This window comes from Mucilaginibacter antarcticus, from assembly GCF_042686155.1.
In the GTDB taxonomy this organism is placed as follows: domain Bacteria; phylum Bacteroidota; class Bacteroidia; order Sphingobacteriales; family Sphingobacteriaceae; genus Mucilaginibacter; species Mucilaginibacter antarcticus.
The window spans coordinates 68,554-83,183 of the sequence record NZ_JBHUON010000008.1 but is presented as its reverse complement, the minus strand read 5'-3'; the positions used below and the strand labels follow the sequence as shown (position 1 = coordinate 83,183).

The following is a 14,630-nucleotide window of genomic DNA, read 5'->3' as shown; positions in this document are numbered from 1 at the left end:
ATGTTTGCAGCGCAGGCGCAGGAAAAACTTGATTCGGTAGCGCCCCGCCCCCGCCGCATTATTACCCCCGCCCAGGCCAACAGCGGCCAGGTGCTTGATTCGGTAATACTGGCTACCCAGGCCCGCGAGCGGTTTATGCGTGATTCGGTGGCCATGCAGTTCATCCGCTACCCCGATTCGACCATGACCAGCCAAGCGGCGGCACAGTTCATTAAAGACCACATGTACAGCGGTTTCCAGTTTCTGGATATCCCTTTTAAATCAAAAAGTAACCTTCGTAACGGCCACATGCGCCCCCCGCGCGACCCATGGGTAATTTTAATGGTGATAAGCTTGTTGCTTTATACAGCCATACTAAATTTAGCTATGCATAAGGATTTGCGGTATGTAGTATTGTCATTTTATAGCAAACGCGCACTGGTACAAACCAATAAAGACGATACCCAGATAAATTTTTGGGCTTTTATAGGCCTGTTTTTGCTGTTTGGCGCAACGTTTGGTTTGTTTTTGTACCAGCTATCTGCTTATAAAAACCTGTATTACAGCGTAAGCGGTTTCAGACTGTTTACATCATTCTCTGTGGTTATTTTGCTGTTTTTCGCGGTTAAGTTTTTGCTGTTACGGGCCATAGGCTTCATATTTGATATTCAGAAAATGGTGTCAGAGTATGTATCAGTGCTTTATTTAACCTATTTCAATATCGCTTTTGTGTTTTTGCCGGTTACGGTGTGTTTTACCTTACTGGCAGCTCAATTTGTACCTGTTTTATTGATAGCAGCAGTATCGCTGATAGTTGTAATCTTTACCTGGTTATACTTACGCAGCAGCGTTAATATAATTTCTAATTTTCGATTTCATAAATTTTATTTATTTATCTATCTTTGTGCCCTCGAAATTTGCCCCGTTTTGATATTATTTAAGGCGCTGAATATTTAAATTTTTGGTTTATTACACACGGAATTGGAAGATAGAAAGAAAAAGGTTAAAAGTATTTTAGTTACTTTACCGAAACCCGAAAGCGATAAGAATCCGTATGCGGAACTTGCTAAAAAGCACAACCTGAAAATTGATTTCAGATCTTTTATCCATGTTGAAGGTGTACCTGCCAAGGATTTCAGAAAGGATAAGATAAGCCTTGCTGATTTTACTGCTGTTATTTTTACCAGCCGTAATTCTGCAGATCACTTTTTCCGTATTTGCGAAGAAATGCGTTTTGAAGTGCCGGTAGAGATGAAATATTTCTGCCTGTCTGAAACCATTGCATTATATCTCCAAAAATACATCCAGTACCGCAAACGTAAGATCTTTTTTGGCAAACAAACAGCTACAGATTTGGCCGAAGTGTTGAAAAAGCACGCAAGCGAGAAGTTTTTATACCCTTGCTCTGATGTGGCTGCCGAAGAAACCCAGAAATTTTTGCTTGAAAACGGTTACGATTTTACGCCTGCCGTACTGTTCCGTACCGTTTGCAGCGATCTGAGCGATTTGGCCGAAGTGTTTTACGATATTATTGCCTTTTTCAGCCCCTCAAGTATACAATCATTATACAAAAACTTTCCAGACTTTAAGCAAAACAATACCCGTATAGCCGCCTTTGGTGCCACCACGCACAAGGCTGTGATTGAGGCAGGTTTGCTTTTAGATATTCCGGCCCCAACGCCGGCTGCGCCGTCAATGACTATGGCCATTGAGCAATATTGTAAGCAGGTAAATAAATAATTAGCTTTTTTTTAAACCTTCTTGCAACATTTTGCGTTAATTACCGTATAAACAATTAATAGAAACCTTAAATGGTTTAACTAATTAGTTTAGAGGAATTTGATGCTATAATCTACCAGCGTTTATTAATAAATTTGCGTCTAAGTTTAAAAAATGTTTAGTATTTTAATAAAAAGACATTTTTTGCAATTTTGATGGTACAAATTTTATATATTCGGAGGTCATTTTGTGTTATAACTTATAGCCAGGTTTGATTTGTAAAACATGAAGCATATATACTTTTTAATAGGAGTTTTAGGTACCATTACAATAAGCGGTTGCGGCCTGTTTGGCGGCAAAGGTGGCGGGGCGGACCGGGGAGAGGTGTTAGGTGTAGCTGCCAGATCAGCTCCTTCTGAAATACCCGTAGGTATGGCCTATATTCCGTTGGGAACCTTCTTAATGGGTCAAACCGATCAGGATATTACTTTTGCTCAAATTTCTCAAACCAGGCAAGTTACCATTCCCGCATTTTTCATGGATCAAACAGAGATAACAAATAGCCAGTACAGGCAGTTTGTTAACTGGGTGCGAGATTCTATCGCTATAGTTAGTTATCTAAATGACCCTAAGTATTATCTTGGCGCTACAGGGAAAGGCGCCGCGGCACCAAACCCAACCGGGAAAAAATACATAGACTGGAAATATGCTAAACAGAACCCCCCTTTTGCTGCAAGTGCAAAACGCGGTGCTCCAAGTGCTAATGCTACCAGGCTACAGGAAATGTACTACAAAGACGACGATCGTATCTTTGATCGCAATGAACTTGATGTACGTTTATTAAAATACAATTACGCCATGCCTTTATTGCGCGAGGCTGCTAATAACAGAAATAACCCAAAGGCGCGCCGGTCGGACTTTATTTTGCGCGATACCGTATCGGTATATCCTGATACGCTGGTTTGGTTAAGCGATTTTTCATACGCTGCCAATGAGCCAATGGTTGAAGGTTATTTTTCTCACCCATCATTTCGTGATTACCCTGTGGTAGGTGTTACCTGGCGTCAGGCACGCGCCTTTACTATCTGGCGCACACGTTACAATGATGCCTACAAAGACTCAAGACGTTTACCACACCGCTCGCCTTATGAGCTGCCAACCGAGCAGGAATTTGAGTATGCTGCACGTGGTGGCAGGGTAGGTACTTCATATCCATGGGGTGGCCCTTACATTAAAAACGCTAAAGGTTGTTTGCTGGCCAACTTCAAACCGGGCCGCGGTAACTATTCTGACGATGGCGGCGCTTATACTGTCAAAGTGAGATCTTATTTCCCTAACGACTTTAACCTGTACAATATGGCAGGTAACGTAGCCGAGTGGACACAATCTGCTTACGACGCGTCGGCATCAACATTTGTGAATGACCTTGCGCCTACGTTTAGCTACGAAGCAAAAAAAGGCGATCCGGAGGTTGCAAAACGTAAGGTTATACGTGGTGGGTCATGGAAAGACGTTGGCTATTTTCTGCAAAACTCTGTACGCGCTTATGAGTACCAGGATAGCGCAAAATCATACATAGGTTTCCGTTGCGTAACCCACTTCCAGGGCCGCGATCTAAGGGACAAACGATAATCAAACAAAATCTTATAACTTTTATTATATAACCATTATTAAAAATTATGGCTGGCAAAAAAAAATCATACGGAATTGGGAATGTTGTATCGTGGGGTGCCGCGGTAGTAATTGTGGGGTTGATGTTTAAAATATTGCACTGGCCGGGTGCTACGTATTTTATTGCAGGTGGCTTAACTGTAGAGGCATTGTTGTTTTTATTGTTAGGATTTCAAAGAGAAGACGCAGAAATTGACTGGACAAGAGCCTATCCTGAATTGGCGCATGACTATAATGGCGAATTACCAAAAACATCACAAAGATCAGTTGGTACAGGCAATAATAACTTTTCGCAGACAGCAGCACTTGATAAAATGATGACCGATGCAAAGATCGGCCCTGAATTAATAACCAGCCTTGCAGATGGTTTAAGAACTTTTGGTGATAAGGTAAACTCGATATCAAAAGTAACCGACGCCGGCGAAGCTACTATGGCTTTCACTACTAAAGTAAAAGAGGCCACGCAGAGCTATGATAAACTGACAACATCGTTTGAAAGAGCATCGGGCAACCTGTTAGAGCTGGCTAATACCAACGTTGCTTCAAAAGCTTATCATGACCAGGTTAACAGTCTGGCTAAAAACCTTTCTGCTTTAAATGCTGTGTACGAATTGGAGTTACAAGACTCGAGCGCGCATTTAAAATCAATGAACAAGTTTTATCAAAACCTTTCGTTGACGATGAACAATTTCAACGAATCGTTAGAAGATTCAAAACAGTTTAAAGACGAAGTAGGGCGCTTAGCTAAAAACTTGTCGTCGTTAAATGCTGTTTACGGTAATATGCTAACCGCAATGAACCAACCGCGCCAAGCATAATTCAGTTAGTTAAATAGGTTAAAATTTAAAAAAGATATATAGCGCATGGCTGGAGGTAAAGAAACCCCAAGGCAACGGATGATAGGTATTTTATACCTTGTACTTTTGGGCCTTGTAGCGATGAATGTTCCGGATAGTTTGCTCGATGCTTTTAGAAACATCACAAACAGTCTGGATAGCTCGCGCAAGAACGTTATAACCGGTATTGATAATACCTACTCTGCTTTTGAGAAAACAAAGCTTAAAGAGCAGCCCGAAAGAGCTAAGCCTGTATATGCTAAAGCTAAAGAGGCTAGCCGCGTTGCAGCAGAGCTTGATAAATACATAGAAGAGCTTAAAGCAGTGTTAATAAAAGAGGGCGGGGGTATTAACCCGGAGATTAATGATGTTAATGCCCGTGATGATCTGGATATATCTCCACGGATTATGGTGCAGCAAAAAAAAGCCGACAAGTTGCGTAAGCTGATTGATGATACACGCGATAAGTTATTAGGCCTACTATCTGAGAAAGAAAGAACAGGTGTTAATTTTTCGTTGAACGCTGTAGATCCGCCTAAACATGGTGATGTGAAAAAGACCTGGCAAGAGGCCAACTTTGGCGATGGTATTCCATTAGGCGCCTCGCTGACTACATTAGCCAAGATACAGGCTGATGCAAAAAATGCCGAAAACGAAATTGTAAAAAAGATATTAGGAGAAGTTGATCAGGCTGTTGTAAACCTAGACCAGTTTAATGCGGTTGCCGTGGCGCCAACAAGCTACGTTTTAGTGGGTCAACCTTACACGGCAGAGGTTTTTCTTACAGCATCTGACTCTAGATCTAATCCTACTATTACAGCTAATGGTTCTCCATTGCCAGTGGAATCAGGAAAGGGAAAATATACAGTCGTAGCAAGTAAAGAAGGTGTTTATACTTGGATTGGTAGAATAACATATAAAAAGACTGATGGAACTACTGATACTAAGCAGGTAAGTGCTAGCTACACAGTAGCCCGTCCATCAGCCGTTGTATCGCCTGATGCGATGAACGTATTGTATATTGGTGTACCTAACCCAGTTTCTATATCGGCTCCGGGCATTGCCAAAAAAGATCTGAGAGTGAGTATGAGCGGTGGTAACATAACACCGTCAGGCAATGGTTATACGGTTACGGTAAGTAACATGGGTACCGCTACGGTGAATGTATCGGGCGAGGTATCTAAAGGTAGAGTAATGGTTTTAGGATCAACTAAGTTCAGGGTAAAACGTATACCTGACCCTAAAGCGCAGTTAGCCGGTAAATCTGGTGGTAAGATCAGCGCTGCTAATATAAAGGCGCAAGAGGCCATTTTTGCTAACCTTGAAAACTTTGAGTTTAACGCTAAATTTAACGTTACCCGTTTTACGATGGTAATTATCAGACCACGCCAGGACGCACAGATTGTTAGCGGTACAGGTAATCAAATAAGCGGTCAAATACGTACAGCAATGAACAATGTAGTGCCGGGATCTACCGTTGTATTTAGAGACATCATGGCCGTTGGCCCTGACGGCAGTCAGCGCGGTTTGGACGATATTATATTTACGGTTAACTAATATTAGTTGAGATAGAGATATGAAAAAAGGATTTGTAATAGTTGCACTTTGCCTGGCTAGCCTTGGTACCTTTGCGCAAGCAAAAAGGGCTGCTACAAAAAAGCCTGTAACCAAAAAGCGCGTAGCGGCACCAACCCAGGTTGGAAGCGCCGGTGCACAACAATCGACAGGTACTAGTTTAGTGCCAGCCGTGGCCAACACGGCTTTAAAACCTGACACTATAAAGCCTTTTGAGAAATTGACAGACGGCTATTACGTAACGACTGACATAGAAAAGGCTGTACCAACACCATATCATCAGGTTCGTCAGGCTGATATTATTTATAAAAAACGTATTTGGCGCGAGATAGACCTGCGCGAAAAAATGAACCAGTTTATGGCATCGCCAAAAGGCAGGTTAATTGATGCGTTAATGGATGCTATAAGCACTGGTGAATTAACCGCGTTTGATCCAACCCCAACTAAAGATGACCCTAACGGCGACTCGGGTTGGAGTAATAGGCTTACTGCAGAGCAAGCTAAACTTAAGTTATCGGACAGCTCAAGAGTTGATATTTTTAATGCAAATGGCGAAAAAACAGGCACCCGTATGGCTGCAAGTGATTTTCAGGCCGATAGTGTTATTAAGTTTCGTATTAAAGAAGACTGGATATTTGACAAACAACGGTCTGTATGGGAGCCACGCATTATAGGCATAGCACCTATGGTTAGGCCAAACGCAGGCGATGGGGTTACATTAGATTATCAACCGGCATTCTGGATATATTTCCTTGACGCACGCAAAATATTAGCTACAAAAACCGCGTTTAACCATAACAACGATGCTACTAATTTAAGTCTTGATGATGTTTTCCTTAAACGTTTATTTGCATCATACATCGTTAAAGAATCAAACGACAAGGACGAGCGTATCCGTGATTACGCTGAAGGTATAGACAGGCTGTACGAGGCTGAGCGAATTAAGAAAGGCCTTATGGACTGGGAACTTAATTTGTGGCAGTACTAAGTAGGTAAGTCGAATTCAAAAATTTAAAAGTCAAAATCTTAGCAGGTTTTGGCTTTTTTGCTTTAAGGCATTCGTCTAAACGTATTTTGAATTTTACCTTTTAATTAAATTACATCAGTACCGTTAAAATACCCGATGATTGCTTTGGCCTGTTTCAGGTTCACCACTTCAAGCAGTGTAACTTCATCCGCTTCGCGGATCTTCTTGACAGATTTAAAGTATTTTAAAAGCTTCTCTGCAGTGGTTTTGCCAATGCCCTCTATCAGTTCAAGCTCTGTAGCTAAAGTGCCTTTGTCGCGCTTCTTGCGGTGGAAGGTGATGCCAAAGCGGTGAGCCTCGTCGCGCAGATATTGAATAACCTTTAGCGTTTCTGATTTTTTGTCGAGATACAACGGATACTGATCGCCGGGATAATATAGTTCTTCCAGGCGTTTTGCGATGCCGATTACGGTTACCTGCTTATCTATACCCAATAATCTTAAACTCTTCATTGCTGATGATAGCTGGCCCTTGCCACCGTCAATAATAATCAGCTGTGGCAAGCCGGTATCTTCGTCCAGCACACGGCGGTATCGCCGCAGCACGGCTTCTTCCATGGTGGCAAAGTCATTAGAGCCTTCAACGGTTTTAACGTTAAAGTGACGATAATCTTTTTTAAACGGTTTGCCGTCCCTAAACACCACAATAGCCGACACCGGGTATTTGCCCTGGAAGTTGGAGTTATCAAAACACTCAATATGGCGGGGCAGCTGGTTCATGCGCAGATCTTTCATCATCTGCGTAAGCAAGCGCTCTGTGCGGATCTCAGGGTTCAGTTTTTCGTATTGGTCAATGCGCTCTTTTTTAAAGAACTGCACGTTTTTTTGCGACAGATCTAACAACTTACGTTTTTCGCCCAGTTTTGGCACGGTAAACTTTAAATTAGAATCATCTACGTTAATGCTAAACGGTACGATAATTTCTTTAGATGTACTATTATAACGTGTTCTAAACTCGCCTATAGCCAGCTCTAACAGTTCCTCATCGCTTTCATCCAGTCGCTTTTTAAGCTCAATAGTTTGGGTTTGGATGATGGTACCGTTCATTACCTTCAAAAAGTTCACAAAGGCTATTTTTTCTTCGGAGGCGATGCTGAAAACATCCACATCAGTAATAGATGAGTTGACAACGGTCGACTTGCTTTGATAATTCTCCAGCAGGTCAAACTTGCGCTTTAAACGGTGTGCCAGTTCATAGTTCATGGTACTGATAGCACCATCAAGCTCAGCCTTTAATTTGCGCACCACGGCGCCTATTTTGCCGTTTAGGATATCTTTAATCTCTTCTATGCTGTTATCGTAGTCGCCTTCTGTCTGGTAGTTTTGGCAAGGGCCTTTGCAGTTACCTAGTTGATACTCCAAACAGACCTTAAACTTGCCGGCGTCGATATTATGGCGGCTCAGCGCAAGGTTACAGGTACGTAAGGGGTAGGTTTCTTTTATCAACCCCAAAATCGCATGCATCATACTCACAGATGCGTATGGGCCAAGGTATTTAGAGCCGTCTTTAACAATACGGCGTGTCCAGAATATGCGGGGGAAATTTTCGTTTTTAATGATGATCCACGGATAAGTTTTGTCATCCTTAAGCATCACATTGTAGCGGGGCTGATGCTTCTTTATCAGGCTATTTTCCAGCAGCCAGGCATCAACTTCGGTATCAACAATGGTAAATGTAATGTTCCGTATTTTTGATACAAGTACCCGCGTTTTGGCATTTACGTTGGTATCTTTTACAAAATACGAGGTAACACGATTGCGCAGATCTTTAGCCTTGCCTATATAAATAAGCTCGTTCTCCTCGTTCCAGTATTGATAAATACCAGGTTTATGAGGGATGTTCTGAATAGCTGCTTTGTAATCGAATTTACTCATTGTTGTTAAATGCCAACGTCACTGCAAAGAACAAACTGATCTCAATTTCGTTCCCGGCAATGACGTTATTTATATCTTTCGGATTAAAAACTTAGCTTCTTTTCAACTTCGTTGGTTCCTTTTTGTTCATCACTATACGCGTCGCAATTAAGCGCTGTAGTAAGCGGTTGCTTGGGTAGCTCAAAATCGATATTAGGTTTTATCCCTAACGATGAGTCGGCATATACCTTTTGCATGTACAGCGCAAAGACCGGCAACGCCGAGTTGGCACCCTGGCCGCTATGAGTGGTTCTGAAATGGAAGTCGCGTTTTTCGCAACCTGTCCAAACGCCAGTTACAAGGTTAGGGGTCATACCAATAAACCAACCATCAGAGTTTTCGTTAGTAGTGCCTGTTTTGCCGGCTATGGGGTTAGTTAATTTATAGGTGCCGCGCATGCGCCAGCCTGTACCGGCGTCTATTACACTTTTCATCATATCCACCATTACGTAAGCAACCTGTTCGTTCATTACCTGTTTAACTTTTGGGGTCTTGCTATAAATCAGGTTTCCGTTTTTGTCCTCAATACGTAATAAATAAGTTGGTTCTGTCCATACGCCATGATTAGCAAAGGCCGAATAGGCCGCGGTCATATCCATTACCGTAGCATCAAAGGCGCCCAGGCAAATACTTGGATAAGGCGGAACATCTGTATGTACCCCCATGTTTTTAATTAAATTGGCTACAGGCTCGGGCTTCACCTCGTTCATAATAAAAGCTGTTACCCAGTTTTGCGAGCGCGCCAGGGCTGTTCGTAAAGTGATCCTGCCTGGTACAGTTTCTTCTAATGATGATCCAGGTGTCCAATCTTTATCACCGTAACCTGTAATAGTTACCGGCACATTATCAACCTGCATGCAAGGGGAGTAACCATTTTCAATCGCGACTGCATACGTAAAAGGCTTAGCTGTTGAGCCAACCTGGCGTGCGCCTTTTTTTACTTGATCGTATTTAAAATGCTCAAAATTGATACCGCCTACCCATGCCTTAACATAACCCGTTGTAGGGTCCATACTCATCATGGCATTGCGCAACAACATTTGGCAATATACGATAGAGTCGATAGGCTTCATTAAGGTATCAATATTGCCTTTCCAGGTAAACAGGTTTACCATATCAGGCGTATTAAAATTTGTGGCAATCTCTTCGTCCGACTTTTCCTCCAGCTTTAATTGCCTGTAACGGTCAGACTGGCGCATCCCCTGATCTATCAGTAGCTTATAGTTTTTGATGCGTGTTGATAGCTTAACACCTTTCCACTCGGTATTAAACTGATGCTGCAATTTTCGCATCCACTCGCGCTGGGCGTCTTCGGCGTATTGCTGCATTTTATAGTTTACCGTGGTGTATATTTTCAGTCCGTCGCGGTCAAGGTCATAGGCGCTCCCGTCTGCTTTGGGTATTTCTTTTAAAATCTTTTTAATATCTTCTTTTACAACCGCCCTAAAGTAAGGTGCCAAACCTTCGGTGTGGCTCACTAAATGATAGTTAAGCCCCAGTGGTTTTGCTTTTGCTTTTTCAGCTTCATCGGCACCCAAAAAACCTTCCTGTACCATACGGCTCAGTGTAAAATTACGGTTGGCAAGCGCGCGCTCTGGATTGCGTATTGGCGAGTTTGCTGTAGGCGCTGTTAGTAGTTGTATAATGGTAGCAGCCTGATCAGGCGTTAACCTATCCGGCGTGGTATTGAAAAATGTTTCTGACGCAGCGGATATGCCAAAGGTGTTTGATCCAAAATCAACCGTGTTTAAATACATAGTGATGATCTCTTCTTTAGTATAATGTTTCTCAATACGGATAGCGATAATAAGTTCCTTTAGTTTCTGAAAAAGGCGCTTAACCGGGTTGCGCGCTCGTTCTTCGTCGCTAAAAAGGTTTAAGGCTAATTGCTGGGTGATAGTACTGGCACCCTGTCGTTTACCTATTAAATTATAAGGGATGATAGAAAATGTGCGCCAAAAATCAACCCCCGAGTGTGACAGGAAATGATTGTCCTCTTTTGCCACTAAAGCATTGAGAACGTTTGGCGATATTTTGCTGTAAGGAACGCTTGAGCGGTTTTTGCTGTAGTATTTACCCAATACCTGGTCGTCTGAAGATCGGACTTCTGAGGCTTGATCGCTTTTAGGGTTTTCCAGCTCGCGTAGCGAAGGTAGCGGACCAAATGCGCCAAAGGTAGTAAGGCCAATCAGTATAACAACAAATGCGAAGCATGCGATGACGAACCGCCAGATGTACCAGTTGTATCTTTTTATATCTTGTTGAGATAATTTAACGATCATTGATTCAGTAAGATTTGTTGATAATAATAAATGTACTCATCCAGTAATTTCTGACCGGCTAATTTATCCAGATTTTCTTGGGTTATGATGAAAAAACTGTATTTATCGGCAGGTAGCTTCATTATTTGAGGCATTAGCGGGATGATATTGCGGGCATACGCTTTAGCAGCCGCCAAGCTGGTTAACCGCCCAACGTAAATCAGTTGATTATCAGGTCCCGCGTTTTTTAATTTGTGCGCGATGTTTTGCCCCTGGTACTTGGTGCGGTTAAATTGCCCAATCCCAAAACGCGAAGATGACAGATCTGTTGTACCTGTATTTACATTAACCACAAAATAGTAGTCGGTGCTGTCGCGCTCATTAAACAAGTTTGACACTGTTCTTTTTGGGGGGATAACAACTTGTGGCTCCTGCCCGGGTGCGGTAACATCTACCGGCTTGGTTACCGGCGGCGCTGCTACAACGTTGTTGTTAACTACAGAATCTTTCCCCGCAGGTGCAGCCGGTTTAATTACCGGTGGTGGGATGGGTATTGCTCCGGGCTTTTCTACAGGTTTAGTCACCGGGGTTTGTATCACTTGCACTGCGGCAAATGTGCGGCCACGGTTTAACACGGCGTCTTTCTGGTACTCTACCGGGGGCGAAAAGTATAGGCCCGAAGTATCGGTATCCGTAATAGCTACAGTTTGCGTAGCTAATTGGATATTGTTGGCGTCAACATACGCTAAATGTTCTTTAACCAGTGGCGTCACTAACTCGTCGTTAGGGTAGGTGCTAACTATTTGCTGCAGCTCGGCGCGGAACGGCTCAACCTTTTGTAGGTGGCCATTGGCTATCGCCCTTAAATAGTAGATCTGCGACAGCATTTTGTTGCCCGGGTATGATTGCAGCAAGGCATCCGTTTGAGTAATAACCTGGCTGTATTGGCGCTGGCTGTACAAGGCGTACACCTTATTATATGCTTCGTTAAATTGCGCGTCGCTGTCGCTTATCTTTTTGCTATAATCCGGGTCAATGATCACCTTGGCGTAAAGTGTTTCAGGGAACTCTTTAAGCAACCGGTTTTTATACTCGGTAGACTTAGCCTGATTTTTATCAGCGTACAAACGATACAAGCTATAATAGATAGGTGCCTTCCCCCTGTCTTCGGGATATTTGGTCAACAAAAGTTCGTAGTTAATGATAGCCTCATTTTTATCCTCCAAAACATCGCGGTAAAAGTTCGCTATCTCCAGGTAAGCGTTATATGTCCGCGTGTTAGATTGTGCCATTAATACCGGCGTTAGCGGCAGGTTTTGTAACAAGCTTTGGCGATAGTTGCCGGCCGCAATATCCGTCGAAGATTTGCGCAGGTCGCCCGGCACTGCATCCGGATCAGCAGCCCCGGCACTTGCAGGCGAGCCGCCAACCACATTTGCAACCGCGGTTTGGCGGCTACGGCGCCAGTCGTCTTCCAAATTACGGTTGCCCCAGCGGCGCTTAAACTCGTTTAGCCCTTTGCTTACCGCGGCAGCGTTATAAAAGTAAAAGTTATTGCCGGTAGTTGGGTTGCCGGATGTTGGACCCCCTGCATTTGCCAAGGCGGTGGCAAGTACAGCGGCTGTGCTGTTTGCGATTGAAACCTTTTGTTGCAAAATGCGCGCATCAACCATATCGTCCATGGTTTTTAAACGGGTTGGCTCGTCCATTTTGGCCAGCAGTTGGAGCGTATCCTCGTGCGCTATAATTTCAAACTGGTCAACCAGTAGTTGCAGGTTCTCGCCTTTCTTTTTAATAGCTTGGTAGCCGGGGTAAGTTGTCGCCAAAACCAACAGTGTACTATCGTAGTAGTTTTTGGCTGCTACATAATCTCCGTTGGTGTTAAAGTTAATATCGGCAATGCGCAGGTAAGCCAATCCTTTTTGGTTTTGGTTCTTCAGGCTTTTAGCTGCCGATAGCTTATAATATTGCAGCGCGTTGTCCACGTCTTTATCGGCGGCGTATAGTTGTGCCACCTGGTAATATATCTGGTCGTTAAACTCGTTGTTGTTTTCATCCTTTAATAAACTTAGCAAAACGGTAACGCGGTTTACCTTTACACCATTGTGCATTTCTTCAATCCTTATCCGGTTAAGCTCAGCGTTAAAAGCCATCTCAAACGACGCGTTACTTTTTGCCAGGCTTTTATAGTTGGCCAGCGCGTCCGCATTTTGGTTGTTTAGCTCCTGCAGCTGCGCCAAAATAAACGTCCAGCGCAATTTTTGCAACTTGGTATCTGCGTAGGCTATCGCATTATTTGCAGCTGCTATTCCGTCGGCATAATTTTGCGTTTTAATGTCGTACTGCAGTGCCGCGGCGTACACCGCGCCGCTAAAATGCTTGTATTTAGTAGAGTCGGGGTTTACAAAGGCCGAGTCTAAAGTCTCTTTAGCTTCTTTGTAGTTATTTAGGTAGAGTAGCCCTCGTACTTTCCAGGCGGCAGCCTCCTGCGTCAGCTTAAAATCTGCGGGGTAGGAGCGTATTACGTAGCTAAAAAACTCGACGGCGTTAAAAAACTTACCATCTAAAAAGTTGGCTTTACCCAACAGTAAATAAGCATCGCCACCGTATTTGCTTTGCTCTTTTTCGCTTATAATGGTGTTCGCTTTGGTAATTACCGCTTCAAGATCCTTGTCGGCAGCGTCGGTATGTGTTATAGTATCCTGGTATACGCTTAGTATGTCGCCATATTGGTCTAAAGATGATATGGCGTAGGCTTCCTGCTTTAAACGCAGCAGCTCATTTGCATTATAGAGTATATTATAATGCGTGGTTAAGTTTTGCATAACCCGGTTAAAGCCCGATTTTTTCTGAAAAGAACAGCCGGCGGAAAGTAATACCCCCACTAATCCCCAGCAAAAGTTACGCTTGTTTATGACAGATTTCCTGATGCTCTTCAAGGCTAAAAAAGTAATTACAAAAGCAAGCTAAATTACTAAACATTATGCAATAGGATTTAATAAATTTGTGCATGCCGGAAAATGAACAAAATGAAGTAAAGGATATAGCTAAAAACACAAGCACTTATGCAAAGTACGCGGGCCTTGGCTTTCAAATGATGGTGATTATTGGCGTGTTTACGTTTGTAGGGTACAAAATTGACGAGAATGCCGCTCATGATACCAAATGGGTAACGGCAGTGCTGTCGCTTATCGGTGTTTTTGTCTCCCTGTATTTAGTTATCAGATCTGTAAGCCGAAATAATGGTTAAAAAAATTGTACCCTTTTTGATATTTACCATTGTATTGGCTATGCCGCCGCTGGCATTAACATTAACTTGTAATAATAGCTGGATAATACCTCGCTTTTGGTTATTATTTGCCTTTGTTGGCGGGTTAACTTTGGCGGCCGTAATAGGGGTACTGATGGCTCAAAAACGCGATCCTGAAACGTATACGCAGGTTTTTATGGGCGCAACGGTTTTTAAGCTGCTGGCATGCCTTGTTTTTGTGCTGATTTATGTGATGTTTAACAAGGTTGACAAGCCCATATTTATGCTTAATTTTATGTATTTATATTTCTTAAATACGGGCTTTGAAATTTATATTTTGTTGCGTAACTTGCGCAACCAAAATTTAAGGTAAAAAACTTTATTTAGATGTATTTAAGC

At 42.9% G+C, this 14,630-nt stretch carries 11 protein-coding genes; 8 read left to right on the top strand and 3 right to left on the bottom strand.

From position 1 onward, the window contains the following. From ACFSYC_RS08680 to porN, 6 genes are all read left to right on the top strand, one after another. Positions 1-936, top strand: a complete 936-nt coding sequence (locus tag ACFSYC_RS08680; protein ID WP_377125817.1) for a DUF4271 domain-containing protein — start codon at positions 1-3, stop codon at positions 934-936. Positions 937-960: 24 nt separating this feature from the next. Further along, complete coding sequence (locus ACFSYC_RS08675) at positions 961-1,719, top strand: uroporphyrinogen-III synthase (protein ID WP_377125815.1); 759 nt, start codon at positions 961-963, stop codon at positions 1,717-1,719. Positions 1,720-1,983: 264 nt separating this feature from the next. Beyond that, positions 1,984-3,330: a T9SS ring complex lipoprotein PorK/GldK gene (gene porK / locus ACFSYC_RS08670; RefSeq protein WP_377125812.1), complete on the top strand. Its 1,347-nt coding sequence runs from the start codon at positions 1,984-1,986 to the stop codon at positions 3,328-3,330. A 47-nt stretch (positions 3,331-3,377) separates the two neighbouring features. Then, positions 3,378-4,187, top strand: a complete 810-nt coding sequence (gene porL, locus ACFSYC_RS08665) for a type IX secretion system motor protein PorL/GldL (protein ID WP_377125808.1) — start codon at positions 3,378-3,380, stop codon at positions 4,185-4,187. A gap of 45 nt (positions 4,188-4,232) precedes the next feature. Next, positions 4,233-5,762, top strand: a complete 1,530-nt coding sequence (gene porM, locus ACFSYC_RS08660) for a type IX secretion system motor protein PorM/GldM (protein ID WP_377125805.1) — start codon at positions 4,233-4,235, stop codon at positions 5,760-5,762. Positions 5,763-5,781: 19 nt separating this feature from the next. After that, positions 5,782-6,768: a type IX secretion system ring subunit PorN/GldN gene (porN, locus tag ACFSYC_RS08655; RefSeq protein ID WP_377125802.1), complete on the top strand. Its 987-nt coding sequence runs from the start codon at positions 5,782-5,784 to the stop codon at positions 6,766-6,768. Between the two features lie 104 nt (positions 6,769-6,872). Here porN and uvrC read toward each other — a convergent pair whose 3' ends face one another. The 3 genes from uvrC to porW all read right to left on the bottom strand — a co-directional run bounded on the left by uvrC (position 6,873) and on the right by porW (position 13,920). Then, positions 6,873-8,681, bottom strand: coding sequence for an excinuclease ABC subunit UvrC (gene uvrC / locus ACFSYC_RS08650; RefSeq protein WP_377125799.1), 1,809 nt, complete (start codon positions 8,679-8,681; stop codon positions 6,873-6,875). An 83-nt stretch (positions 8,682-8,764) separates the two neighbouring features. Then, the gene (locus ACFSYC_RS08645; protein ID WP_377125796.1) at positions 8,765-11,002 is read right to left on the bottom strand and encodes a penicillin-binding protein 1A; all 2,238 of its coding nucleotides are present in this window, start codon (positions 11,000-11,002) and stop codon (positions 8,765-8,767) included. Next, positions 10,999-13,920, bottom strand: coding sequence for a type IX secretion system periplasmic lipoprotein PorW/SprE (gene porW / locus ACFSYC_RS08640; RefSeq protein ID WP_377125794.1), 2,922 nt, complete (start codon positions 13,918-13,920; stop codon positions 10,999-11,001). Before porW ends, ACFSYC_RS08645 begins: the two co-directional genes overlap by 4 nt. Before the next feature lie 71 nt (positions 13,921-13,991). On the opposite strand from porW, the gene ACFSYC_RS08635 reads away from it, so the two are divergent. Together ACFSYC_RS08635 and ACFSYC_RS08630 are read left to right on the top strand one after the other, a co-directional pair. After that, positions 13,992-14,231 carry an AtpZ/AtpI family protein gene (locus ACFSYC_RS08635; RefSeq protein ID WP_377125791.1) on the top strand — a complete coding sequence of 80 codons (240 nt, stop codon included), beginning with the start codon at positions 13,992-13,994 and terminating at the stop codon, positions 14,229-14,231. Beyond that, positions 14,224-14,604, top strand: a complete 381-nt coding sequence (locus ACFSYC_RS08630; protein WP_377125788.1) for a hypothetical protein — start codon at positions 14,224-14,226, stop codon at positions 14,602-14,604. The genes ACFSYC_RS08635 and ACFSYC_RS08630 overlap by 8 nt, the downstream gene beginning before the upstream one ends. Positions 14,605-14,630 lie beyond the last annotated feature (26 nt).

Coding starts and splice junctions, on each gene's coding strand:
- porN (WP_377125802.1), top strand. CDS start 5,782: ATGAAAAAAGGATTTGTAATAGTTGCACTTTGCCTGGCTAGCCTTGGT.
- ACFSYC_RS08645 (WP_377125796.1), bottom strand. CDS start 11,002: ATGATCGTTAAATTATCTCAACAAGATATAAAAAGATACAACTGGTAC.
- ACFSYC_RS08630 (WP_377125788.1), top strand. CDS start 14,224: ATGGTTAAAAAAATTGTACCCTTTTTGATATTTACCATTGTATTGGCT.
- uvrC (WP_377125799.1), bottom strand. CDS start 8,681: ATGAGTAAATTCGATTACAAAGCAGCTATTCAGAACATCCCTCATAAA.
- porM (WP_377125805.1), top strand. CDS start 4,233: ATGGCTGGAGGTAAAGAAACCCCAAGGCAACGGATGATAGGTATTTTA.
- porL (WP_377125808.1), top strand. CDS start 3,378: ATGGCTGGCAAAAAAAAATCATACGGAATTGGGAATGTTGTATCGTGG.
- ACFSYC_RS08680 (WP_377125817.1), top strand. CDS start 1: ATGTTTGCAGCGCAGGCGCAGGAAAAACTTGATTCGGTAGCGCCCCGC.
- ACFSYC_RS08635 (WP_377125791.1), top strand. CDS start 13,992: ATGCCGGAAAATGAACAAAATGAAGTAAAGGATATAGCTAAAAACACA.
- porK (WP_377125812.1), top strand. CDS start 1,984: ATGAAGCATATATACTTTTTAATAGGAGTTTTAGGTACCATTACAATA.